Annotated in this window: 25 protein-coding genes; 1 reads left to right on the forward strand and 24 read right to left on the reverse strand. The window is 42.0% G+C overall.

The features are described 5' to 3' along the window. Positions 1–6: 6 nt before the first annotated feature. From ftsW to HMPREF9425_RS06900, 17 genes are all read right to left on the reverse strand, one after another. Positions 7–1,287, reverse strand: a complete 1,281-nt coding sequence (gene ftsW, locus HMPREF9425_RS06815) for a cell division peptidoglycan polymerase FtsW (RefSeq protein WP_037621551.1) — start codon at positions 1,285–1,287, stop codon at positions 7–9. A 257-nt stretch (positions 1,288–1,544) separates the two neighbouring features. Continuing rightward, on the reverse strand, positions 1,545–1,961 hold the full coding sequence (locus tag HMPREF9425_RS06820; RefSeq protein ID WP_002890211.1) for a F0F1 ATP synthase subunit epsilon: 417 nt from the start codon (positions 1,959–1,961) through the stop codon (positions 1,545–1,547). A gap of 12 nt (positions 1,962–1,973) precedes the next feature. Next, complete coding sequence (gene atpD / locus HMPREF9425_RS06825; protein WP_002885994.1) at positions 1,974–3,380, reverse strand: F0F1 ATP synthase subunit beta; 1,407 nt, start codon at positions 3,378–3,380, stop codon at positions 1,974–1,976. A gap of 76 nt (positions 3,381–3,456) precedes the next feature. Continuing rightward, positions 3,457–4,335, reverse strand: a complete 879-nt coding sequence (locus HMPREF9425_RS06830) for a F0F1 ATP synthase subunit gamma (RefSeq protein WP_002886026.1) — start codon at positions 4,333–4,335, stop codon at positions 3,457–3,459. An 18-nt stretch (positions 4,336–4,353) separates the two neighbouring features. Next, positions 4,354–5,859 carry a F0F1 ATP synthase subunit alpha gene (atpA, locus tag HMPREF9425_RS06835; protein WP_002885972.1) on the reverse strand — a complete coding sequence of 502 codons (1,506 nt, stop codon included), beginning with the start codon at positions 5,857–5,859 and terminating at the stop codon, positions 4,354–4,356. A 15-nt stretch (positions 5,860–5,874) separates the two neighbouring features. Next, complete coding sequence (locus tag HMPREF9425_RS06840; RefSeq protein ID WP_003097730.1) at positions 5,875–6,411, reverse strand: F0F1 ATP synthase subunit delta; 537 nt, start codon at positions 6,409–6,411, stop codon at positions 5,875–5,877. Beyond that, the gene (gene atpF / locus HMPREF9425_RS06845) at positions 6,411–6,908 is read right to left on the reverse strand and encodes a F0F1 ATP synthase subunit B (RefSeq protein ID WP_002886161.1); all 498 of its coding nucleotides are present in this window, start codon (positions 6,906–6,908) and stop codon (positions 6,411–6,413) included. Before atpF ends, HMPREF9425_RS06840 begins: the two co-directional genes overlap by 1 nt. 20 nt (positions 6,909–6,928) lie before the next feature. Then, positions 6,929–7,636: a F0F1 ATP synthase subunit A gene (atpB, locus tag HMPREF9425_RS06850; RefSeq protein WP_003097733.1), complete on the reverse strand. Its 708-nt coding sequence runs from the start codon at positions 7,634–7,636 to the stop codon at positions 6,929–6,931. Positions 7,637–7,668: 32 nt separating this feature from the next. Beyond that, positions 7,669–7,866 carry a F0F1 ATP synthase subunit C gene (locus HMPREF9425_RS06855; protein WP_004183077.1) on the reverse strand — a complete coding sequence of 66 codons (198 nt, stop codon included), beginning with the start codon at positions 7,864–7,866 and terminating at the stop codon, positions 7,669–7,671. Between the two features lie 176 nt (positions 7,867–8,042). Beyond that, entirely contained in the window at positions 8,043–10,694 is a 2,652-nt protein-coding gene (locus tag HMPREF9425_RS06860; protein WP_037621553.1) for a valine--tRNA ligase, read from the reverse strand. A gap of 29 nt (positions 10,695–10,723) precedes the next feature. Next, positions 10,724–11,293 carry a GNAT family N-acetyltransferase gene (locus HMPREF9425_RS06865; RefSeq protein ID WP_003097739.1) on the reverse strand — a complete coding sequence of 190 codons (570 nt, stop codon included), beginning with the start codon at positions 11,291–11,293 and terminating at the stop codon, positions 10,724–10,726. Beyond that, complete coding sequence (locus HMPREF9425_RS06870) at positions 11,271–11,858, reverse strand: flavin reductase family protein (RefSeq protein WP_037621554.1); 588 nt, start codon at positions 11,856–11,858, stop codon at positions 11,271–11,273. Before HMPREF9425_RS06870 ends, HMPREF9425_RS06865 begins: the two co-directional genes overlap by 23 nt. A gap of 443 nt (positions 11,859–12,301) precedes the next feature. Next, positions 12,302–12,505, reverse strand: a complete 204-nt coding sequence (locus HMPREF9425_RS06880; protein WP_003095353.1) for a hypothetical protein — start codon at positions 12,503–12,505, stop codon at positions 12,302–12,304. 133 nt (positions 12,506–12,638) lie between these two features. After that, a complete protein-coding gene (locus HMPREF9425_RS06885) occupies positions 12,639–13,256 on the reverse strand; it encodes a PepSY domain-containing protein (RefSeq protein ID WP_003097741.1) in 618 nt (205 codons plus the stop codon). A gap of 112 nt (positions 13,257–13,368) precedes the next feature. Further along, positions 13,369–14,253, reverse strand: coding sequence for an EamA family transporter RarD (rarD, locus tag HMPREF9425_RS06890; RefSeq protein ID WP_003097742.1), 885 nt, complete (start codon positions 14,251–14,253; stop codon positions 13,369–13,371). Further along, positions 14,246–15,106: a homoserine kinase gene (thrB, locus tag HMPREF9425_RS06895; RefSeq protein ID WP_003097743.1), complete on the reverse strand. Its 861-nt coding sequence runs from the start codon at positions 15,104–15,106 to the stop codon at positions 14,246–14,248. The genes rarD and thrB overlap by 8 nt, the downstream gene beginning before the upstream one ends. 83 nt (positions 15,107–15,189) lie before the next feature. Continuing rightward, complete coding sequence (locus HMPREF9425_RS06900) at positions 15,190–16,476, reverse strand: homoserine dehydrogenase (protein WP_003097744.1); 1,287 nt, start codon at positions 16,474–16,476, stop codon at positions 15,190–15,192. A 174-nt stretch (positions 16,477–16,650) separates the two neighbouring features. Here HMPREF9425_RS06900 and HMPREF9425_RS06905 point away from each other — a divergent pair, with 174 nt between their 5' ends. After that, positions 16,651–17,529, forward strand: a complete 879-nt coding sequence (locus tag HMPREF9425_RS06905; protein WP_003095602.1) for a polysaccharide deacetylase family protein — start codon at positions 16,651–16,653, stop codon at positions 17,527–17,529. Between the two features lie 39 nt (positions 17,530–17,568). Here the strand turns inward: HMPREF9425_RS06905 and HMPREF9425_RS06910 are convergent, their stop codons facing one another. The 7 genes from HMPREF9425_RS06910 to ldcB all read right to left on the reverse strand — a co-directional run. Then, positions 17,569–18,699: an acetylornithine transaminase gene (locus HMPREF9425_RS06910; protein ID WP_003097745.1), complete on the reverse strand. Its 1,131-nt coding sequence runs from the start codon at positions 18,697–18,699 to the stop codon at positions 17,569–17,571. 3 nt (positions 18,700–18,702) lie between these two features. Beyond that, positions 18,703–19,440 (reverse strand): acetylglutamate kinase, encoded by a 738-nt coding sequence (argB, locus tag HMPREF9425_RS06915; RefSeq protein ID WP_003095581.1) that lies wholly within the window; start codon positions 19,438–19,440, stop codon positions 18,703–18,705. A 26-nt stretch (positions 19,441–19,466) separates the two neighbouring features. Beyond that, entirely contained in the window at positions 19,467–20,660 is a 1,194-nt protein-coding gene (gene argJ, locus HMPREF9425_RS06920) for a bifunctional ornithine acetyltransferase/N-acetylglutamate synthase (RefSeq protein WP_003095509.1), read from the reverse strand. Between the two features lie 28 nt (positions 20,661–20,688). After that, positions 20,689–21,711 (reverse strand): N-acetyl-gamma-glutamyl-phosphate reductase, encoded by a 1,023-nt coding sequence (gene argC / locus HMPREF9425_RS06925; protein ID WP_003097746.1) that lies wholly within the window; start codon positions 21,709–21,711, stop codon positions 20,689–20,691. Positions 21,712–21,835: 124 nt separating this feature from the next. Further along, a complete protein-coding gene (locus HMPREF9425_RS06930; RefSeq protein ID WP_003097747.1) occupies positions 21,836–23,017 on the reverse strand; it encodes a pyridoxal phosphate-dependent aminotransferase in 1,182 nt (393 codons plus the stop codon). 9 nt (positions 23,018–23,026) lie between these two features. Continuing rightward, positions 23,027–23,809 (reverse strand): carbon-nitrogen family hydrolase, encoded by a 783-nt coding sequence (locus tag HMPREF9425_RS06935; RefSeq protein ID WP_003097748.1) that lies wholly within the window; start codon positions 23,807–23,809, stop codon positions 23,027–23,029. A 132-nt stretch (positions 23,810–23,941) separates the two neighbouring features. After that, the coding region (ldcB, locus tag HMPREF9425_RS06940; RefSeq protein ID WP_003097749.1) for an LD-carboxypeptidase LdcB/DacB at positions 23,942–25,246 on the reverse strand (1,305 nt) is incomplete at its 5' end.

Genomic DNA, 25,246 nt, shown 5'->3' on the forward strand with positions numbered 1-25,246 from the left:
GCCGTATTAACGACTTCCTCTTAAAGGTACGATTTTTTCATCTTGATTTTCCAATTCTTGAGTCTGAGATAACTCATCCTCAATCGCTTGAACAATATTATCACGCTTTTCATTAGCAGCGATGTTCAAGACAAAGGCTATCCCAACTGAAGTCACTAAAAGAGAGTTACCTCCTTGCGAAAGGAAGGGGAAGGTAACCCCTGTTGATGGAATCAGCCCTGAGATTCCTCCGATGTTAACGAAGACCTGCATTAGCATTAAGGCACCTACACCCAATGCCATCATAGAGTTAAAAGGATTTCGTGCCTTGACTCCCACAATCATAATACGAAGAATAAGGAAAAAGAGAAGGGCAAGAATCAAACCTGCTCCAATGAGACCTAACTCTTCAATAACAATTGAAAACACAAAGTCTGTCGTTGCTTCTGGGAGATAACCGGTTTTCTCAATCGAATTTCCGAGACCAAGACCGAACCACCCCCCATTACTCATAGCATAGTAAGAATGAGACAACTGAAGTCCTGAACCTGTTAAATCCTTAAAAGGATTAAAATAAGCTGCAAAACGCTTGGCAACATATCCAAAGACAGGTACCTTAGCCATGTTTTGTACTCCAACCAAAGCAATCAATCCAAGAAAAGCAGACGACAGCCCTACAATGCCAGCAAACAGTGCCGTGAACCAGCGATAGCCAACACCAGAAATTGAAAACATGACAACTGTTGTCAATACGATGATAGCCGCATTCCCCAAGTCCGGTTGGATGGCAACTAAGCCAATCATTACCAGCAAATAGTAACGCCAGTCATTAAATTCTTTTTTATTCCTCGGTATCCACCTATTCTTAGTCAAGGCCTGATAGTCATAACGTTCTATAGCAGACTGTTGTTTTGAAAAAGTGTGCGCCAAAAACCAGACAACAATGATCTTAAGGTACTCCGCTGGTTGGAAAGACAAGGGACCAAGCACAATCCAACCATTGGCACCATTAATTTCCCTAGTGAAAAATTTGGCAATGACCAAAAGTAAAATCTCAAAGGCAATAACAACACCCAAAAGCTTATCTTTCCTGAGAAAGTTCAATTTCAGTCGGTAGATGAAAAAAATAGAGAACAAGGATACCAACCAAAAGGCTCCTTGGTTTATAACAGATGCGAAGGGATTGGCTCCCAAGGCTACTAAACGAGCACTTGTTGTTGAATACACTACTATTAAACCAACTATGGATAAGATTAAATAAGGTATCAAGATGGTGTAATCTAAAAGATGCTTCTTTTCAATTTTCATATCTTTAAAAAACTCATACTTTCTATTACGTTACTCTACATTTTCTCTTAAAATATAAAGCTAACAGCTTATATTATAACACTTTGATACCTTAAACTAAAGTAAAAGCTAAATTAACCGTTTTCATTGATGAAACTTTTATTTAATCTTTTATACTCAAATTCATTTGGCAACTAGCTTTCTGTGGCAATATTGCTAGTTCTCATATTTTCTTTAAGGATAAACAAAAAACGAGACTTAGGCCCCGTTTTTTTATCTTATTTTGTACCGACACTGATACGATTAAGTGCTCGACGGAGAGCAACCTGAGCACGTTGAACTTCATCAATACGGTCAGATTTAGTTGCTTCTTCCAAGTCACGTTCGGCACGTTGCTTGGCACGTTCGGCACGAGAAACGTCAATGTCGCGTTCACGTTCTGCTGAATCGGCAACGATAGTAATAAAATCATCTTTAACTTCGATGATACCACCGTTTACGGCAATCCAATCGACGTGACTCTCGTCATCCACACGACGAACCTTGAGTTCATCCACTTCAAGTGGCGCAATCAAGTTAATATGGCCTGGCAAGATACCAATTTGACCATCTTTAGTAACCGCGTGGATAAAGCTGGCATGGTGGTCATATTTCAGACCATCCGGAGTTACCACTTGTACGGTCATTTGTGCCATATCTTCACCTCATTAGTAGCCCATAGCTTTAGCTTTAGCTACTACATCCTCAATTGGGCCTACGCTACGGAAGGCATCTTCTGGAAGATTGTCATATTTACCTTCAAGGATTTCTTTAAAGCTACGAACGGTTTCAGCAACTGGAACATAAGAACCTGGTTGACCTGTAAACTGTTCAGCAACGTTAAAGTTTTGTGACAAGAAGAATTGGATACGACGAGCACGTCCAACCAATGTTTTTTCTTCGTCTGACAATTCATCCATACCAAGGATAGCGATAATATCTTGCAATTCACGGTAACGTTGAAGCACACGTTGAACTTCAGTCGCAACAGCATAGTGTTCTTCACCAACAATTTCAGGTGAAAGAGCACGTGAGCTTGATGCCAACGGGTCAACGGCTGGATAAATACCCATTTGTGTCAACTTACGTTCAAGGTTAGTTGTTGAATCCAAGTGAGCAAATGCTGTAGCTGGCGCTGGGTCAGTATAGTCATCGGCTGGAACGTAGATGGCTTGGATTGATGTAACAGAACCTTTTTTAGTTGATGTGATACGTTCTTGCAATTGACCCATTTCAGTAGCAAGTGTAGGTTGGTAACCAACGGCTGATGGCATACGACCAAGAAGGGCAGAAACCTCAGAACCTGCTTGAGTGAAACGGAAGATATTATCGATGAAAAGAAGCACGTCTTGACCTTCGACATCACGGAAGTATTCCGCAATTGTCAAACCAGTTAGGGCAACACGCATACGTGCTCCTGGTGGCTCATTCATTTGACCAAAGACCATGGCTGTTTTCTCGATAACGCCAGATTCTTTCATTTCCCAGTAAAGGTCATTACCTTCACGTGTACGTTCACCAACACCTGTAAACACGGAAATACCACCGTGCTCTTGGGCAATGTTGTGAATCAACTCTTGAATAAGAACGGTTTTACCAACACCGGCACCACCAAAGAGTCCGACTTTACCACCTTTAAGATAAGGGGCAAGCAAGTCGATAACTTTAATCCCTGTTTCAAGGATTTCAGTAGATGTTGACAATTCATCGAAAGTTGGTGCTTTTTTGTGAATTGGTTCACGCTCTGCATCGTCTGCAAAAGGTGCTTCCAAGTCAATGGTATCACCAAGAACGTTAAAGACACGTCCAAGGGTATCTTTACCAACAGGAACGCTGATTGGACGACCAGTGTCCAGAACTTCTAGTCCACGAGTCAATCCATCAGTAGATTCCATCGCAATGGTACGAACCACACCTTCTCCAAGTTCAAGAGCTACTTCGAGCACGATACGTTTAGACTTTTGTTCATCAGTATAAACGACCAATGCATTGTTAATCTCAGGGAGTTTATCACCGGCTGCAAACGCTACGTCTACAACAGGACCAACAACCTGAGCAATTTTGCCTGAGCTCATTGTTTTCTCCTTATGATAGTTTTTTGGATGATAATCATCCCTTTTTCATGTGTGTCTAATTAAGACAAATCTCTAGCTATTCAAGTGCACTTGCACCACCAACGATTTCAGTAATTTCCTGAGTGATGGCAGCTTGACGCGCACGGTTATATTGGATTGTCAAATCGTTAATCACATTCTTAGCATTATCAGTGGCTGTCTGCATTGCAGTCATACCCGCTGCGTGCTCAGCTGTTTTGGCATCTACGATCGCACCGTAGATAAGACTCTCCGCATATTGTGGTAAGAGTTGATCCAAAATAGTGTCACGATCTGGTTCCAATTCAAACTTGGTCAACACATGACCTTCTGATTCATTGGGATCCAAATCAGCGATAGGAAGCATTTGTTCAACACGAACCTCACTAGACAAACTGTTGACATGGTGGTTGTAGCACACATAAAGTTCATCAAAAAGTTCATTTTGATACATTCCTACTGCTTTAGAAATGATTTTTCCGACTTGTTCAAAACTAGGTTGATCTTCAAGACCACGCAGCTCAAAAGCAACATTCATGTTACGAGCCTTGAAGAAATCTGAACCTGTTCCACCAATAGAAATGATAGCATATTCATCTTCAGAATCATGGTCACGTTTAATCATGTCCAACACAGCTTTAAGAATTGTTGAGTTATAACCTCCAACAAGTCCTTTATCTGAAGTAATGACAATGTAACCTGTCTTACGAACTGGGCGTGCATCCAACATTGGATTTGACGAACCATTAATTAATTCTGAATGTAGAAGATCTGTTGTGATCTGTCTAATTTTTGAGGCATAGATTTGGAAATCTTTAGCAGCTTGCTCAGAACGTGTCAACTTTGAGGCAGAAACCATTTGCATGGCTCCTGTGATCTGACTTGTTTTCTTTGTTGAAGCAATTTTTGCTTGGATTTCTCTTAGAGAGCCTGCCATATGCTGTCCTCCCTATTTCTATTTGTATTCTGACTGATCTTTGAAAGCTTGGATAGCTTCATTAAGTACAGATTCCTCAGGAAGATCCTTAGTTGTACGAATAGTTTCAAAGATATCCTCATGGTGACTATCAAAGTAGTCATAGAGTGCTTCTTCAAAATCCAAGATTTGATCAACCGGAACACTATCCAAGAAACCGTGTGTCAAAGCGTAAAGGATAACAACTTGTTTCTCAACTGGAAGTGGTTTATGAAGCGGTTGTTTCAAAACTTCGATTGTACGACGACCACGGTTCAATTTTGCTTGAGTCGCAGCATCCAAATCTGAACCAAATTGCGTAAAGGCTTCAAGTTCACGATATGAAGCCAAGTCAAGACGAAGCGTACCTGCAACCTTCTTCATCGCTTTAATTTGCGCTGATCCACCTACACGTGATACGGAAGAACCCGCATCAATGGCTGGACGAATACCTGAGTTAAACAAGTTTTCTTGCAAGAAGATTTGTCCATCTGTGATAGAAATAACGTTTGTTGCGATATAAGCTGAGATATCTCCGGCTTGCGTTTGGATGATTGGCAAGGCAGTAATTGAACCACCACCAAGATCATCTGAAACTTTAGCTGAACGTTCCAAAAGACGTGAGTGGAGATAGAAGACATCCCCTGGGTAGGCTTCACGACCTGGTGGACGACGGAGAAGCAATGAAAGTTCACGGTAGGCCACGGCTTGTTTAGACAAATCATCATAAACAATTAATACGTGTTTTCCGTTATACATGAACTCTTCAGCCATTGCAACACCAGCGTAAGGTGCGATGTAAAGCAATGGTGATGGTTGTGATGCTGAGGCAGTCACAACGATTGTGTAATCAAGAGCACCGTGTTTACGGAGAGTTTCTACTTGTGTACGAACTGTTGATTCTTTTTGACCAATAGCCACATAAATACAAATCATATCTTGTCCTTTTTGGTTCAAGATAGCATCAATGGCTACTGAAGTTTTACCAGTTTGGCGGTCTCCGATGACCAACTCACGTTGACCACGTCCAATTGGAACCAAGGCATCAATCGCCTTAAGACCAGTTTGCAATGGCTCAGAAACTGATTTACGTTGCATAACACCTGGAGCAGGTGTTTCAACTGGACGGAAACCTGTTGTTTCGATGTCACCAAGACCATCAACTGGTTGCCCAAGTGGGTTTACTACACGACCAATAAGGGCTTCACCAACTGGAACTTCCATGATTTTTCCAGTACGTTTAACAATATCGCCTTCACGAATTGCTACGAAATCCCCCAAGATAATGATACCGACATCATTAGTTTCAAGGTTTTGGGCCATACCATAGGCACCATTTTCAAATTCGAGCAACTCACCACTCATAGCGTTATCAAGACCACGAGCACGTGCGATACCGTCACCGATATAGGTAACGACACCAGTTTCAGTGACGTCAAAGTTTGGCTGGAAGTTTTCAATTTGCTTTTTAATTAAAGCGCTAATTTCTTGTGCGTTAATTGCCAAAAGTCACACCACTTTCTATTTCAAATTCGTTTTAAAGGTTTGCAATTGACTGCGAATTGACGTGTCAACAACCTTATTTTTTGCTTTGATGACGAATCCTCCGATGAGGTCCTCATCAATTTTTTCCACTAAACGACGTGTCTTAATCTCAAATTTTTGTGAAACAATCGCCAAAAGTCTGGCTTTTTGTTCCTCAGACAAGGGACTTGCTGATATCACAGTGACATCGTAAGTATTGTCCTCTTGATCAAAGAGCTCAAGGACCAACTTCAACACATCATAGAGAATGTTGGCACGGTCATTGAGTAAGATTACCTCAAGAAAATTGTTCATATACACTGAACAAGACTCTTGAAACAAGCTCAAACTTTCTTTTTTAGCTTCACTTGTCACATTTTCCTGCGACAAGAAGTTTTTTAGATTTGTTTCAGCAAAAACTGTTAGGATTTGCCTTACTTCTTCTTGGATTGTTGACACGGCGTCTTGTTCAAAAGCGACTTCTACCAGGCTTCTGGCATACTGCTCAACAAGAGCTTGTGTTTTCTTATCCATTAAGCATCTCCTAATTGATCAAGATAGCTATCAATCAAGTCAGATTGCGCTTTAGCATCAAGGTTTTGTTTCATAACTTTTTCCGCCAAGAGGACAGTCAAGTCTGCAACTTCACCTTTAACTCCAGCAAGTGCTTCCACACGGCTTTGGGCGATGTCTTGATTTGCTTTTTCTTTCAAGCGTTTAGCTTCATCATGTGCTTCTGCAATGATTTTTGATTCTTGAGTTTTACCAGTTTCCTTGGCTCCATCAATAATTTGAGCTGCCTCAGTGCGAGCACCTGCTAACTCATCTTGACGTTTTTGTGCCAAGCTTTCTGCTTCTTGACGAGCATTTTCAGCACTATCAATATCTGTGGCAATTTTCTTTTCACGAGCAGCAAAGATTCCTGTAATTTGATCCCATGCGAATTTACGGATGAGGTAATACAAGAGAAAAACTGAGCCGAGTGTGATAATGATATTACCAAGTGTCGTACTATTAATCAGTAATGACATTTCATTTCTCCCTTTCTTAATTATTCTTCGTTGACTTTATCACCAATATAGTTTGAACTTAGGATAATAAAGACATAGGCTTGGATGAAGCCGATAAAGGCTGAAAAGGCAACCCAGACAAGGTTCAAAGCAAAGGATACAGGTGCTGCAAAGGCAGACCATGTCACCAATTGAAGAATCAAGCCAGTAAGTACCTCACCAGAATAAATGTTACCAAACAAACGCAAGGCCAATGAAGCAAGGTTGGTTAATTGTTCCAAAATGTTCATTGGGAGCATAGCTGGGTATGGTGAAAGGTAGCCCTTTAGATAGCCTTTAAGCCCTTTTTTACGGATTCCCTCAATATGACTAACGAGGGTAATAATTAAAGAAAGAGTGATAGTAACACCGAAATTCGATGTTGGAGAAGACCAAAAATTGTAATGCTCACTTTTAACAGATACAAGCAGACCTAGGTTGTTTGCTGTAAACACAAAGGTGAAAATTACAAACAAGAGCAAACTATAATTTTTTGTGAATTTTCCAAGATTTTGAGAAATGGTACTGTTCACAAACTCATAGATGAACTCAAGCACATTTTGTTTTCCCTTTGGTTTAATGGTCATCTTACGACTTGACCAAAAAACCACTCCAAAAACGATAATTACTGTCAAGAGAGACATGGCAAGGACAGTCAAGTCAAAATCAATCCCAAATAATGAGACGGTTGGATTACTTGTAGTTTCCACTGCTCATCCCTCCTTCATCTTTTATTTGTCTATTAGACAATGTAGCTAAGGGCAAACAATACGAAGAAGGTACCTTCGATAAAGGCAACACCAGTAAACATCAATGTTTGAAGTTTGCTAAACATCTCAGGTTGGCGAGCTGCAGCTTTAGCGACATTGGCAACGAGGATACCCTCACCAATAGATACACCCATAACGGCCAAACCGAGGCCTAAGATAGTTAAATTCATAGTAGAATTCTCCTTTTTAATTATTTTTACCATGCTATTTTAGTCCTATTTTCCACGAAAGTCAACGAATTGACGGTTTTTTAGACGTTTTCACTGACTTTGCCTAACGTTTTCACTAAATTTGCGTAAGCGTTTACTTTTTATAAAAAACACGGCATTCCGCCGTGTCTCTTTCTTTATTTAACCAATTTCTTCATCTCTTCAATACGTACGACTGTTGCATCGTATTTAGCTTGGTAATCTTCTTGTTTGTCGCGTTCTTTTTGGACGACTTCTGGTTTGGCATTGGCTACGAAGCGTTCGTTGCTAAGTTTCTTACCAACCATGTCAAGTTCTTTTTGCCATTTGGCTAATTCTTTTTCAAGACGGGCCAATTCTTCTTCAACATTTAGAAGGTCAGCGAGTGGCAAGTAAATTTCTGCACCTGTGATGATGCTTGACATAACCAAATCAGGTACTTCCACATCTTCTGCAATTTCCAAGTGTTCTGGGTTTGTGAAGCGTTTGATGTAGTTGACATTGTCATTGAAGAAGGCATCGAGCTTGCTGTCGCTAGTCTTGATCAAGATTGTGATTGGCTTGCTTGGAGCAACATTTACTTCCGCACGTGAGTTACGGACTGAACGAATCACATCTTTAAGAGCTTCAACACCCGCTGCTGCTTCTTCGTTTTCAAATTCTGGACGAATCACTGGATATTCAGCAGTCACGATTGTTCCTTCAGAGATTTGGCCATAGATTTCTTCAGTTACGAATGGCATGATTGGGTGAAGGAGACGCAAGATTTGGTCCAAAGTATATAGAAGGACAGAACGAGTGATGACTTTTTCGTCCTCATTGTCGCTATAAAGCACTTCCTTAGTCAACTCAACGTACCAATCCGCAAACTCATCCCAGATAAAGTTGTAGAGGATGTGACCAGCCACACCAAATTCGAACTTGTCAAAGTTTTCAGTGACTTTACCGATTGTTTCGTTGAGGTTGTGGAGAATCCAATGGTCTGTGACATTACCTGCTTGGCCAGCAACCACCTTAGCCACATTTTCACGTGCCACATCCAAGGTCAACCCTTTATTGTTCATGAGGATATAGCGAGAGATGTTCCAGATCTTGTTAATGAAGTTCCATGACGCATCCATTTTCTCGTAAGAGAAACGCATGTCTTGACCTGGTGCAGAACCGTTTGAAAGGAACCAACGAAGGGCATCCGCACCGTATTTCTCGATAACATCCATTGGGTCGATACCGTTACCGAGTGACTTAGACATCTTACGTCCTTGCTCGTCACGGATAAGACCGTGGATAAGGACATTCTTAAATGGTTGGCGTCCTGTGAATTCCAATGATTGGAAGATCATACGAGACACCCAGAAGAAGATGATATCGTAACCTGTTACCAAGGTTGAAGTTGGGAAGTAACGTTTGAAGTCTTCTGCTTCAACGTCAGGCCAACCCATAGTTGAGAATGGCCAGAGGGCAGAACTGAACCAAGTATCCAAGACATCTTCGTCTTGTTTCCATCCGTCACCTTCTGGTGCTTCTTCGCCAACGTACATTTCACCCTCAGCATTGTACCAAGCAGGGATTTGGTGACCCCACCATAGCTGACGAGAGATTACCCAGTCGTGGACATTTTCCATCCATTGAAGGAAGGTATCGTTGAAACGAGGTGGGTAGAAATCAACCTTATCATCTGTGTCTTGGTTGGCAATGGCATTCTTAGCTAATTGGTCCATCTTGACGAACCATTGTGTAGACAAACGTGGTTCAACAGGCACACCTGTACGTTCTGAGTGACCAACTGAGTGAGTCATTTTTTCAATTTCGACAAGGGCACCGATTTCTTCCAATTTCTTAACAACAGCCTTACGTGCTTCAAAGCGGTCCATACCGTTGAATTCGCCAGCCAATTCATTCATGGTACCATCATCATTCATGACATTGACTTGTGGCAAGTTATGGCGTTGACCAACTAAGAAGTCGTTAGGATCATGAGCAGGAGTGATTTTAACCACACCAGTACCAAATTCAGGGTCTGCATGTTCATCTCCAACGATTGGGATTGGCTTGTTCAAGATTGGCAAGATAACATTTTTACCAATCAAGTCTTTATAACGATCGTCATTTGGGTTAACCGCTACGGCTGTATCCCCAAACATGGTTTCAGGACGTGTTGTTGCCACTTCAAGGGCACGTGAACCGTCTTCCAACATGTAGTTCATGTGGTAGAAGGCACCTTCGACATCCTTGTGAATAACCTCGATATCAGAAAGGGCTGTACGAGCTTTTGGATCCCAATTGATGATAAATTCACCACGGTAGATCCAGCCCTTCTTGTAGAGCTCTACAAAGACCTTACGAACAGCTTTTGATAGACCTTCGTCAAGGGTGAAACGCTCACGAGAATAGTCTACAGAGAGCCCCATCTTGCCCCATTGTTGCTTGATAGTTGAGGCATACTCGTCTTTCCATTCCCAGACTTTATCAAGGAATTTTTCACGGCCAAGGTCATAACGAGAGATGCCGTCTTCAGCCAAACGCGCTTCAACCTTAGCTTGAGTGGCAATACCTGCGTGGTCCATACCTGGAAGCCAAAGTGTATCAAAACCTTGCATCCGTTTTTGACGGATAATGATATCTTGCAAAGTTGTATCCCAAGCGTGACCAAGGTGAAGTTTACCGGTTACATTTGGTGGTGGGATGACGATTGAATAAGGCTTAGCCTTTTTATCACCTGAGGGCTTGAAAACATCTTCGTCAAGCCATTTTTGGTAACGACCAGCCTCAACCTCGGCTGGATTGTATTTAGGTGAAAGTTCTTTAGACATATGTGTGTCCTTTCTAGTTATTTCTATTTTTAATGTTGGTCTTGTACTTCCCATTCACTCTTCAGCAATCCATATATCAGACTGTCACAACGGTTGCCTTGCACATCTTTGCGGTCTCGGATACGAGCTTCAAGGGTAAAACCAAGTTTCTCAGCGACACGTTGACTTTGGACATTGTAGCCAAAACAAATCAGTTCAATCTTGTGAAGGCCTAAATCCTTAAAACCTAAGTCAATTAAAGCACGCGCCGCTTCTGGGACATAGCCGCAGCCCCAATAGTCTGGATGCAAGGTATAGCCAATCTCCAGTACATCGTCTTCGTGGCGATGGTTGAAATCAACAGATCCGATAACTTTATCAGTCCCTTTGACCACAATACCGTAGCCAGCTGGGAGATTGTCCTTTTGATTACACTCAGGAAGGATATACTCTAGGTAATAAATCTCATCTTCCAAGGTCTTGACGGGTGGAAAGCCAGCTGGATAAGAAACCTCTGGCAGACTAGCGTAGGCATAGATATCCTCAGCATCTGCCACTGTACGGACTCGTAAAACAAGACGCTCCGTCTCGATTCGATCAGGTAATACCGTTCTTGTCATCCTTCTTCCTCGCTTTCTTGATGAAGCTTCCCATGGGGTCGACTCGGTCATCTAGATATCGATAGACACGCTTATGACCATCACCCATAAAGTAAGTCGGTGCAAAGCAGTCATTTTTAAAATGTCCCCTGTCATCCAACAAATCAGATTCAACCAAACGGTCCAGGATTTTAGCAAAGATATGACAGATACCATCTTCCTCAATAATTCTGTCGACCTTACAATCCAGAACGACTGGGCAGGCATCCAAGATAGGTGCTTGTGTCAATTTAGAAGATTGGAAATCTAAGCCGAGTTTAGCAATTTTTTCACGGTGACTAATAAATCCAGCCTGCTCCATTTCTAGCATAAAACTTTCATTAGGAATATTCACAGTGAACTTCTGATAATGTTTAATCTGGTCTGCCGCATTTTCCTCGCTACCTACCCCGATGACAAGCCAATCTCCTAAACTGTAGGAAGAGCTACAGGTCGTCACATTATAACCGTAGGTCTGATCCTGATAACCCAAGATAAAAATAGGAAAACCATAATACAATTTACTAGTCTCAAAAGATTGCTTCATGTCACCCTCCTTTGATAGCAATGTAGACCTCGCTTTCGCTCCGACTGCATCAATATCTTTAAATTCACCTGCGACCTTCGGTCTTGGTTCTTTAAAAGCTATAGAAAATCCCTGCCATAAACATGACAGGGACGAATATGTATCCGCGGTACCACCCAGTTTTGAGTGGCAACCACTCACAGCTTTCTTGATTCAATTTGACCATCAGCAACCAGCATTGACATTTGTGCGGATTTCTCAGTACCACCGCTTCCTGTGACAAATGAGCTTCAAAGCACCTCTGAATAGTCTTATTCTATCACATTTTTAATCTCAAGACAAATGAAATTGTGGGGACCTGAATTTGCAAATAAGTTAGACTAGCGATTTTACCTTGAAAGATGAATCCAATCCCTCATTTTATTCTCATTAGAAAAGCCTTGTCTGTCGACAAGGATCTCATCTTATTTTTCTTCCTTAGCTCTTTCTTCTTCTAGCCATTGTTCATAACTTTCAAGTAGATTTATAGCCATTTGGGTTGCCAAAGCAACTGAAAAGGCTTCCGTACCTTCAGTTGTTTCATTTTGGGCTTCCAATTTACTTTTTTCGTAAATGGCTTTGAGAGCCGTATTGCTAAGCGTATCTTTAAATGCTTGGAATTCTTTCATGGTCAAAACCTCCTTGATTCTACGGTACTCTCTAAAATCACTGTTACCGTTTTCACTTTAAGTTTACACCATTTCAGAGAAATTGCAAGGTTTCTCCTTAATAAACAAGGAGAACTTTCCCACTATCTACGACCTATTGCGCAGCTGCAGTAGCTCCTGTGAGATACTCTGTCGTATAGGCTACAATAGCTCCTGAATCAGCATTTACCGCGTATTTATAACGTAAACCACTAGCAGCATAATCAAAACTGATATTGTAGACTTTACCGTCTCCTTCAGTCTTCAAATCCGTTTTCAAGTTTGTCACAGATCCTTCAGTTAAGCCAGCATGGTTAAGAGCTGTTGTTTGTGCAGTTTCCTTGGACACCGCTGTCTCGTCCTTACTTTCGCTAGCTTGAGTCTCGTCTTTAGACTCTTCACCTTTTTGAGCATCGTCCTCATCTTTAGACATTGGATGGTCACTCTTATGTTTCAAAATAGACCCTGACAGACCGTCAATCGTATACTCAAAACGATTGTCTGACGTTGTGAAACTAATCTCATAACTTCCATGGAATCCAGAACGTGATTTTGAGACTGTTGATTGAGATATCTCAGAAGTTTTGACACCTGCATTTTTGTAAGCAATGTCTGCAGCATCTTGTTCTGACAAGCGATAACCTGAGCCGTTAAAAACAAACAAGGCTGCAGCGATGGCAACTGGGATAGCGAGCAGAATCAGATAGCCCACTAGTTTTTTTATTTTTCGCATAAAATTCTCCGCTATTTTAATCTGATACTACTATTATATCTTAAAGTTCTAAAATTGTCAGAAAAACTTGGTCCGTTTTTAGGATGATGTCATAAAAAGTCTCTGACAGATATCAAGAACTCTTACGAAGATTTAAAATTTGGCCAGTTACAAAGACTAGGATGGCTACCCAGATAAAGAGGAAACCTTTCAATTCTCCAAAGCTAACCGTCTCACCAAAAATGAGAATGGCTACGAGCAGTTGAATCGTAGGGTTGAGGTACTGGATAAACCCGATAAGGTTAAGCGGTGCCCTTTTGACTGCTTCTGAGAAGCAAAGCAAGGGAACAGCCGTCACTATACCTGAGATGGCTAGGAGAAACATTTCCATGCTCGAATAGGAAGAAAATGCTTCTGGAGAAAAGAAAACGAGATAGATAGCTACAAAAGGTAGTAGCAAGCCACTTTCTACTAGCATGGCTACGTCACTGGAGAGCCTAACCCCTTTTTTGATTAGACCATAGAAACCAAAGCTCAGAGCTAACCCCAATGAAACCATGGGAAGTTTTCCTGTATTGGCCACAAGAACCAGTACTCCTATGAAGGCCAATACTACTGCTGCCCACATACTTCTGCTCAATGATTCACGGAGAAAAACAAGAGCAAATAAGATAGACACAATGGGCATAATGTAATAGCCCAAACTGGCTTGTGTCGCTTGACCATGACCTACAGCATAGATATAAATCAACCAATTAGCTGCTATGAGAAAGCTGGCAAGCAGCATGCGAAGCAAGGCCTTCTTATCCTGCCAAAGTCCCACAAGTTCCCCTTTAAAACGTGTAGTTTGATTAGCTATTAGCGCGTAAACCAGCATGGTCACTACAGTAAAGACAATCCGCCATGAAAAGGTGTTATAGGCTGAAACACCTGCTAAAAGCTTCCAAAAAAGGGATAAAAATCCCCATTGAATATAGCTTGCAAGTCCAAAGAGCAACCCTTGATTCTTTCTAGTCAACGATAACACCTGCTTTGTCTACAGATAGGATGAAGGTTTCACCGTCTAATCCAAGACCATCGATAGCCGTTTTAAGAGCCTCAGACTGATCATGTGGTGTTAAGGTCATAACTGTTGGACCAGCACCTGAGAGATAGGTTGCATAGGCACCGTATTGGCCTGACAATTCCTTAACGGTCGCAAATTCCTTGACCAATTTTTGGCGGTAGCGTTCGTGGAACATGTCTCCTTGGATAGCACGTCCCGCCTTGACCAAATCCCCTGCAAAAAGAGCTGCAATGGCAACGTTGGCAATAGATGATGCAGCCACAGCATCTTTGTAAGACAGGTCACTTGGAAGAACTCCACGTGAATCAGACGTCTTAAGCTCATAGCTCGGAATGAAGGCGACAAAAGCACACTCTGGAAACTCTGTAACGATGCTATTAACATGTTCATCCACATAAGAGGCTACAACGAGATTCCCAAAGATAGCTGGGGCAACATTGTCCGGGTGACCTTCAATCTTGGTTGCAATATCAAGTTTATCGTCATCTGAGAGCTTAAGGTCTGCCAATTGATTGGCTAACTCAATCCCTGCGACAATAACTGAGCTAGAAGAACCAAGCCCACGCGCCAAGGGAATATCTGATGTCATAACCAGTTTATGGGGTTGCAAATCAGACTTAACTTGCAAAGCTGTTGAAATAAGTAGGTTATTTTCATCTGAAGGAATATCTCCCAAATCATGTTCGATATGCCATGCATCTGCTGATTCAAGCACCTCGATTGTCAAATATTTAGAAACGGCAACACCCACAGAGTCAAAACCTGGACCAATATTGGCAGATGTTGCTGGAACAGTAATTTTCATAATAACACACCAAAAGGAGGAAAGCCATTAGTGACTTTTCTCCTTGAATACCTTTCTTATACGCACCAGTATGGGCTTATCAATTAGTTAGACAAAACTTTCAATGTGTTGACAACAGCGAAGTCTTCCGCTGCTTCAAGTTTTTCAGTAACAGCTTGGAGTTGCGTCTTAGACATAGCGTGTGTAATCACAACAATACGAGCTGTTGTGCCATTTGCTTTTTGTTGCAAAACTTGCTCAAATGAAATATCTTCTGAGTTGAAGATTTCAGACAAGTGAAGGATTTTACCTTTTTCGTCTGGCGTATCAAGGGCAAAGTAGTAATTGCTCTTAACGTCCGCTGGATTAGCCAATGGCAAGTCACGACGGAACTCATTGAATGGTTTACCAACATTGCCATCTGAAAGACGACGAGCAATACGGATAATGTCAGCCAAAACAGATGTTGCTGTTGGTTTTTGACCAGCACCTGGGCCGTAGTACATAGATTCACCGATACCGATAGACTCAACAAAGACTGCATTCATAACATCGTTGACGCTAGCAAGTGGGTGATTTTTTGGCAAGAATGTTGGTGATACTTCTGCTGAGATACCTGATTCTACTTCACGCACATCACCAACCAATTTGATAACATAACCCAATTCTTGAGCAACAGCCACATCATCTGTAGAGATGTTAGTAATCCCTTTGTGAGAAACGTCGTCAAAATCAATTGTAGCACCAAAACCAAATTGACTAAGGATAACGGCTTTATAAGCTGCATCAATCCCTTCAACGTCGTTGGTTGGATCACTTTCAGCATAACCAAGTTCTTGAGCAGTCTTGAGGGCGTCCTCATATGACCAACCTTCATCAACCATCTTAGTCATCATAAAGTTAGATGTACCGTTAAGCACACCAAGGATACGAGTCACCTTGTCAGATGTCAAAGAGTTAGCCAAAGTACGCAAAATTGGAATACCACCAGCAACAGCAGCTTCATAGTAGAAAGCCACACCCTTATCTTGAGCAAGAGCAATCAACTCTTTTCCATGAGTAGCAATCAAGTCCTTATTGGCAGAGACAACGTTTTTACCTGCTTCAAGTGCTTTTGTGATGAAGGTACGAGCTGGCTCGATACGGCCCATCAATTCGACAACGATTTGAATCTCGTCATCGTTAAGGATTTCATCAACATTTGTGACAAAATTATAGTCGTTTCCAGCAGCGATAAGACGATTTTTTTCCTCGTCATCTTTGACCAAAACCTTCGCAATTTCGAGTTGGTCACGTGAGGCTTCAAGAACCTTTTCACCATTTTCCTTCAAAAGGAAAGGAATACCGCTAGCTACTGTACCAAAGCCAAGCAATCCAATTTTAATAGACATTTACGATTTCTCCTTAAAAACATACATTTTTTTAATTGTACCATATTTCTGTCGGAATTGACAGAATATTTCTGCCATTTAAGGAGACAAGTATTCTTTTTTTACTGAAAATTCTGTGCATTTTTACCCCATTTTTGTTAGAATAATAGCTAGACCTATTTGAAAGGGGATACAATGACTTCTCAAGCTCAAAAATCAAACAAACCTAAACAAAAGAAGATGAATCTTCTTCTACTTGTCATCAATCTAGTGCTTCTGGGTATCCTGGCTGTTTTTATGTTAAACCGTCCGAACCAGTCGAAAAGCAACCAACAACAATCTCAGACCAGTCAGTCTAAGACGGCAGCTAAGTGGAAAACCTATGACGAGCCTGTCCAAATCCCTATCCTCATGTACCATGCTGTTCACGTTATGGATCCATCTGAGGCCTCTAACGCCAACCTGATTGTTGCTCCGGACAATTTTGAAGCACAAATCAAGGCCATGGTAGATGCGGGTTACTATTTCCTAACTCCCGAAGAAGCCTACAAAGCCTTCACTGAAAACGCCCTACCTGCTAAGAAGGTTGTCTGGCTGACCTTTGACGATGGTAACGAAGATTTCTATACTATTGCCTATCCTATTCTCAAAAAATACAAGGCTAAGGCAACCAATAATATTATCACTGGCTTTGTTAAGAAGGGAAATGCCGGAAATCTTACCGTCAAGCAGATGAAAGAAATGATGGCACACGGCATGAGCTTCCAGTCTCATACGGTTAACCACCCTGATTTATCAGCCACTGACAAGGCGACACAAAAGGTTGAATTAACGGATTCTATCGACTTCCTTGAAAACAAACTCAATACAAAGGTCAATACCATTGCTTACCCATCAGGTCGCTACAATCAAACGACACTGGACCTAGCTAAGAAAACATACAAGTTAGGACTAACAACCAACGAAGGTCTAGCCAGTTCCAAGGACGGTCTCCTCTCACTTAATCGTGTCCGTATTCTGCCAACAACAACAGCTAAAGGACTTCTAAGCGAGATTACTACTGACAATAAGTAAAAGAAATCACTTGACTGTAAATCAAGTGATTTTTATTGTCTAGTCAAATATTTCTGATAGGGTAGCCACCCCTTTTTCGATTTCAGCATCACTTAGAATGATTGGAGGCAGAAGACGGATAACGTTTGTCCCTGCAGTTAAGACAATCAATCCCTTATCTCTGGCCGCTTGTACCAATTCTCCTAGATTGCCAGTAGTCTCGATTCCAATCATATAACCCAAGCCACGGACAGTGGTAACCGTCTCTTTATCAGATAAAGCCGCCTGTAATTTTGCTTGTAGCTTGTTCCCATTTTCAAGGGCTGTATCCAGAAAAGCTGGAGCCAACATAACTTCAAGCGTAGCCTTGGCCGCCGCCATGGCCAGTTTATTTCCTCCAAAGGTAGAGCCATGACTTCCGTAAGAAAAAGCCGCCCCAAGAGAGGACTTGGCAAGCATGGCACCAACTGGTACACCGTTTGCCAAGCCCTTGGCCAGAGTAAAGATATCTGGTTCAATATCATAGTGCTCATAAGCAAAGAGTTTGCCAGTACGACCAATTCCTGTCTGAACCTCATCTACAATGAGGTAAATACCTGTCTCTTTACAAAAATCAGACAAAGCCTTAACGAAGTCTTTATTCGCAGGTTGCACGCCTGATTCCCCTTGAACCAACTCCAGCATAATAGCTGCTGTTTCTTCGCTAGCTAGAGCCTTAACACTGTCTATGTCGTTAAAAATGGCATAGCTAAAGTGAGGTACGCCTTCACCAAAACCTTGTTTAATTTTATCCTGACCTGTGGCAGACATAGCTCCAAACGTTCGACCATGGAAGGAATTTTGGAAAGTAATAATTTCTTGTTTGCCCGAAGCCTTACGGGCGATTTTAATGGCTGCCTCATTGGCCTCTGCACCACTGTTACAGAAAAAGGCCAAATAATCCTTGTCACCAATTAAAAGATCAGCAACATCCTCTTGCAACTGATTGTAATAGAGATTAGGCTGGTGCAAAATCTTGCCCACCTGCTCTGTTAGAGCCTGATTGACATGGGGATGATAGCCAAGATTAGTTACCCCGATACCTGATGAAAAATCCAAGTAGGTCTTGCCAGTTGTATCTGTCAAATAATTGCCCTGTGCCGAAGCAAAATCAATCGCTGCCCGCTTATAGTTTGAAAATAGTTTTGTCATTGCTTACTCCTTGATTATGGTACCGTCTGTCAGGTTATCACCAATAATGACCTGCTCGACACCGGCTTGAACTGTCTGAACAGCACTTTGAATTTTAGGAATCATGCCTCCAGTTATCACACCTGAATCTATTTTTTTCTGAACATCTACAATATTCAAATGATTCAAAACCCGTCCATTCTCTAAAACACCCTTGACATCCGTCATGAGGATAAGTTTTTTGACCCCCAGACTAATAGCGACCGCCCTTGCAAGATAATCGGCGTTGATATTGAGTAAATAACCTTGCTCACTGTAACCCAAGCTAGGAATCAAGGGAATCTTACCTTGAGCAAGGAGTGCTACTAGGGTCTGATTAGTGATATGGCTGACCTCACCCACAAAGCCATAAACCTCTTGGTTCAAAAAATCAGCATGAACAAGGTCTGGAAGCTCATCTACAAGCTGATAGGCTGGCAAACATGCAGTTGTCAACTCACCTGCTAAGTTTTTCCCAACTATGTCAACTAAGGCTTCTTTGATCAAGGCCATATCTGACTGACCCGTCACACGAAGACCATTAACCTTGTGAATTGGAATATGATGTGCCTCCATTAGCTGATTAATAGCGAAACCACCCCCATGGACGATAACAATTTTTTGACCAGCCTGATGCCATTCGGACAGTTTAGCCAATATCTCAGGAGTTAGCTGCTTACTGGCTACTCCACCAATTTTGATTACAATATATTCAGTAGTCATCAGTTAACTCCTTTGTCATAGATAACTTAAGTATGGTAGAGGGCATTAATCTTAACGTAATCGTAGGAAAGATCGCACCCCCATGCGGTTCCTTTTTCATGTCCAGCATGAAGATCTACCGTAATGGTGACTTCATCGACATGCATGACGTCTTTCATTTCCTCATCATCAAAGGCAACAGGACTAGAAGCTAGCATGACTGGCAGTCCGCCAATCATAATATCAACATTATCCACAGGCACATCCACACCAGCATAGCCAACAGCAGCTAAAATACGTCCCCAGTTAGGATCCTCACCAAAGATGGCTGTTTTGACCAAACTTGAACCGACAACAGATTTAGCCATCATACGAGCATCAAGGGCATTAGGGGCATTAACCACATCAACTTGGATGAGTTTATTGGCACCTTCACCGTCCTTGGCAATTTTCTTAGCCAACTCTTGCATCACGAAATTAAGCATTTTTGAAAATTTATCAAATTCTAGTGTATCTGGCAGAATCTCTTCATTGAGCGTGCAACCATTGGACATGACAAGCACCATATCATTGGTTGATGTATCCCCGTCAACCGTAATCTGATTGAAGGTCTTTTCCACATTTTGGCTCAAGGCCAATTGAAGAGTGTCACTAGAAATATTAGCGTCACAAGTGATAAACCCAAGCATGGTCGCCATATTAGGGTGAATCATGCCTGAGCCCTTAGCGACACCAGCCATAGTAACCACATCACGTCCAAAGGTCTCCGTCACAGCAATGGTCTTAGTCGCTGTATCTGTCGTCAAAATCGCTTTGGCAAAATCATCAGCATTACCATTAACCACCAACTTGGAAAGACCATTTTTCAAGGTATCCAATGGGAGCAACTCTCCGATAATCCCTGTAGAAGCTACACCAACCAAATCTGGTTCAACACCTAGCTTTTCAGCGGTCCACTCCTGCATAGTGTAAGCATCCTCCAAACCTTGAGTCCCTGTACAAGAATTGGCTACACCTGAGTTAACAACGATAGCCTTCATTTTTCCAGCCTTTTTAACTGAGGTCTTGGTCACAATTAGAGGAGCTGCAATAACCTTATTGGTTGTGTAAACACCTGCAACACTGGCTGGTTTTTCAGAGACAATCCAACCAAAATCCATTTTTCTCTTTTTAAATCCTGCATGTAGCCCATCTGCTGAGAATCCCAGTGGACTAGCAATCGTTCCATCGATGACTTTCATATTTTTTCTCCTAACTCTATGCTTACATCTACAAGTATGACGGTGTCATAAGCAAACCTTCCGTCTCATCCCACCCCTGCATGAGGTTGAGATTTTGCACTGCCTGTCCAGCAGCTCCTTTAAGCAGATTATCAATGACTGAAATGACTGTCAGAACATTGGTTTTTTCATTATAGGCAAAGCCAATATCTGTAAAATTCGATCCGATAACGTTGTGCAGTTCTGGCAAGCTGTCTTGTACACGTACAAAAGGTTTATCATCGTATGCTTTTGCAAAGGCTGAAGCGACATCAGAGATATCTACGTCCTTCTTCAACTTACAATAAACCGTAGCCATGATTCCGCGATTAACTGGTAAAAGCGACGTTGAGAACTGAATCTCAGGCATTTCCGGATCAAAGGTCCGCAAGGTTTGAACAATTTCAGGAATATGCTGATGATGATTGAGTTTATAAGTCACGTAATTATCGTGAACATTGACAAAATGACTAGACTCACTCAAAGCCTTACCCGCACCAGTTAAACCAGACTTGGCATCCACAATGACACTATCCGTCTCAATCAGATCAGAAGCAACCAAAGGAAGCAAGGCCAACTCCGTCGCTGTTGCATAGCATCCAGGATTGGCAATAAATTTCTTATCCTTCACATCTGTATATTCTGATAATGCGTATGTAAATTTATTCAAAACACTCTGCTTAGCAGGTGATTTTTTATACCATTCTTGATAAACACCTGCTGGCAAGCGATGATCGCCAGACAAATCAATAATTGGAAAATCAGCCAGAACAAATTTCTCTGCTAGCGAACTAGCAACTCCTGAAGGTGTGGCAAAGAAAACCAAATCCGCATTTTTCATAATCTTTTCCGCATCATAAGCTTCAATGTCTAAGTCACAAACACCTGTCAGACAGGGATACACATCAGACAATCGTCGGCCCACTTCTTTGGTTGCGTGAATAGAAACAAGTTCCACTTTTTTATGATTATTCAAAATTTTAACTAACTCTAAACCACTATAACCAGTGATACCAACGATTGAAATTTTCATTTATGTACTCCTTTTGAATAAATATGTAATCAGTTTATTGCATTTTTATTCATTTGTCAAGAAAAATGTAATTAATATAAAAAACAAGCAGTCTTTTTCAACTACTTGTTTTCATGATCACTATCTAGTTATTAAATAAATGCAAGTTGGCAATACGATCAACCGCTTCGACCAGACGCTCTGGCTCTACCAAAAGCCCAATACGAACATAAGCATCACCCGCAGGACCAAATCCTTTACCTGGTGCAACAGCAACATGGGCCTTCTCAAGCAAAAGATCTGCAAAACTCTCACTGGTATAGCCCTCAGGTACAGGCATCCAAGCATAGAAGGAACCTTTAGATGGAAAGGCCTGCCAGCCAATCTTAGCAGCTGATTGCGTAAAAGCATCTCGACGGCTATCATAAACCGCATTTAGTTGGGCCACTGCCTCCTCAGATTTAGGATCTAAGAGGGCTGCAATCCCAGCCTCCTGCAAAGCGGGAAAAATTCCCACAAAAAGATGGTCTTGAATCAGATTCAAGGCTTCAATCATCCGAGCATTTCCAGCTGCAAAGGCTAAACGCCAACCAGCCATATTAAAAGTTTTCGAGAAAGTATAGAACTCAATCCCCACATCTTTAGCACCAGGCGTTGATAAAAAGCTAGGATTCTCATATCCCCTATAACCCAAAGCTCCATAGGCTAAATCACTCACCACTCCTACTTCGTAGGTCTTAGCCCAAGCAACTAACTTTTCATAAAAAGCCTTAGTCGCCACAGCCCCCGTAGGATTATTCGGATAATTGATATAGATAAACTTAGCCCGGCGAGCTGTCTCCTCAGGAATGGCATCTAGATCTGGTAAGAAATCATTTTTAGCCGTCAAAAGAAAGGTCTCATAGGCTACACGTCCTAGGCTCACTCCTGATAAATAATCTGGATAACCTGGGTCAGGCAAGAGCAGGAGGTCACCAGGATTCATCAAAGCTAGAGGCAATTCCACTAGTCCAATTTTAGCTCCACCCATGACACAAATCTCACGCTCTGCATCCAAATTGACCCCATAATGTTTTTCGTAAAAACTAGCAGCTGCTTCTTTAAAGGGACGATTGCCTCGAAACTGTGAATACTTATGGCTAGCAGGATTTTTCGCTGAAAGACACAGCGACTCAACAATATGGTCATAGGTCGGTTGGTCGGGATTGCCCTGACCGAGATTGATAACATCTGCGCCTTCCGCTACCTTAGCATTAACTTTAGCAACCAAACCTGCAAAAAACTGTTCTGGCAATGCCTTCAATAAATCCGATTCTTCAAATAACATAAACGCTCCTTAATGATACAAGTCCGTGCGACGATCCTCAAAAACAGGAATCTGACCTCGAACCTTATCTACCTCTTCAAGATTAATATCGGCCGTAAAAATGCCTTCCTCATGCTCCTTGGATTGTAAGACCACATTTCCAAGTGGATCTATAACCATAGAATGTCCTGAAAAGACATCGTCTGGTCCTGTTCCGACACGATTAACAGCAACTACAAAAGCTTGATTTTCAACCGCACGCGCCTTTAACAAAATCTCCCATTGCTGCACACGAGGTTCTGGCCACTGCGCTACCACAAAAAGTACCTTGGCTCCTTGTGCCATCTGTGTTCGCACCCATTCAGGAAAACGAATATCATAACAAATGACACTAGCAGCTGTCACACCATCAAGCTCAAAAACAGACTCACCCGACCCAGCAGACATGTACTGGTCCTCTGCCATAAGGCCAAAGAGATGGACCTTGCTATAGGTATTGATTAAGTCCCCAGACTTATTGTAGACATAGGTCGTGTTGTAGAATTTGCCGTCCTTCTCAATAGCAACAGACCCTCCGATAATAGCCACAGCATGTTTCCTAGCAAAATGAGACAAGAGTTCTTGAGAGTCCAAACCATCCTTATCTGCAAGCCCATCCAGTTCATCTAAAGCATAGCCTGTATTCCACATTTCAGGAAGTACAATGACATCAGGATTGTCATCAAGCGCCCTTTCCAACATTTTTTTCACATGCTTTTTATTTTCCACAGGCTGCCCGTGTGCAACATCCATCTGTACCAATGCGATTTTCATAGTAACCTCGATTCTATATTAACCATTATAGCACTCCAAAAGACGTCACAAAAATTGAAAAATCCAATCTCATGATAAAGAAAGCCTATCAAAAAAGGCTGGACACATTGTCCAACCTGATTCATTACTTCATTAAGCAATGTCAACGTAACGACGAGCACCACTTGCTGTCACGTATGAAAGCCATTGACGGCCATCGGCTGTCAGAACCTTATCGTAGTTGACACTCATACCCTTGTCATAGTAGGTCAACTCTGGACTTGCAACCTTGGCTTCTGCCTTGATTGACGCACGACCTGTGAAAGTATAACGACCTGACTCTGGGAGACTTGGTTTAGCAACTGGTTTGACTTCTGGTTTAGCTGTGGCAATGTCAACATAACGACGAGCACCACTTGCTGCTACGTATGAAATCCATTGACGGCCATCAGCTGTCAGAACCTTATCGTAGTTGACACTCATACCTTTGTCATAGTAGGCCAATTCTGGGCTTGAAACCTTGGCTTCCGCCTTGATTGACGCACGACCTATGAAGGTATAACGGCCTGACTCTGGGAGACTTGGTTTATCCGCTGGTTTAGCAACTGGTTTGACTTCTGGCTTAGCCTCTGCTTTAGCTGCGGCAATGTCAACATAACGACGAGCACCACTTGCTGCTACGTATGAAAGCCATTGACGGCCATCAGCTGTCAGAACCTTATCATAGTTAACACTCATACCTTTGTCATAGTAGGCCAATTCTGGGCTTGAAACCTTGGCTTCCGCCTTGATTGACGCACGACCTGTAAAGCTATAAGTTCCTGTCGCTGGAAGATTGATGGCACCTGTAGTGGCTGGTTTGCTTTCAGCAGGTTCGCTGCTAGTAGCATAATCACCACCTTGGATACCGAAGTATTCTTCCAAACTCAAGCCTGAATCGTGAATATCTTTAGCTTCTTTACCCACATAGCGGATGTGCCATGCTTCTGGCATGTAGCCAGTTGAAGCTTCTTTACCTGCTTGGAAACGAACGATAAAGCCATAGTTATGTGCATTGTCTTTAAGCCATTGGCTAGCACGTGAATCTTCAAGCAAATTACCAGATTTATCGGTCAAATCAAAGACTAATCCAGTTTGGTGTTCGCTATATCCAGGACGAGCTGAGTAACGGTCCGCAGCTGCCTGACCATCACGGCTAACATAGTTGTCGTAAAGAGTCTTTTGATAGTTATAAGAACGGAAACCACTGTATGAACGTCCAACATTCAAACCTTGGTTAATCATATCGTCACGAAGGCGAACAAAGGCTGCCTTAGCTGTAGGATTTTCACCTGGGTTATAGTCCTTAGAAAGACCATGTTTCTTATTGACAATGATAATATCATCGTATTTACCATGAACACTATAGTAAGAACCGTTATTTGTCAATTTTCCTGTAACTTTAGTTTCAGTGACTTG

Source organism: Streptococcus vestibularis ATCC 49124, from assembly GCF_000188295.1.
In the GTDB taxonomy this organism is placed as follows: Bacteria; Bacillota; Bacilli; order Lactobacillales; family Streptococcaceae; genus Streptococcus; species Streptococcus vestibularis.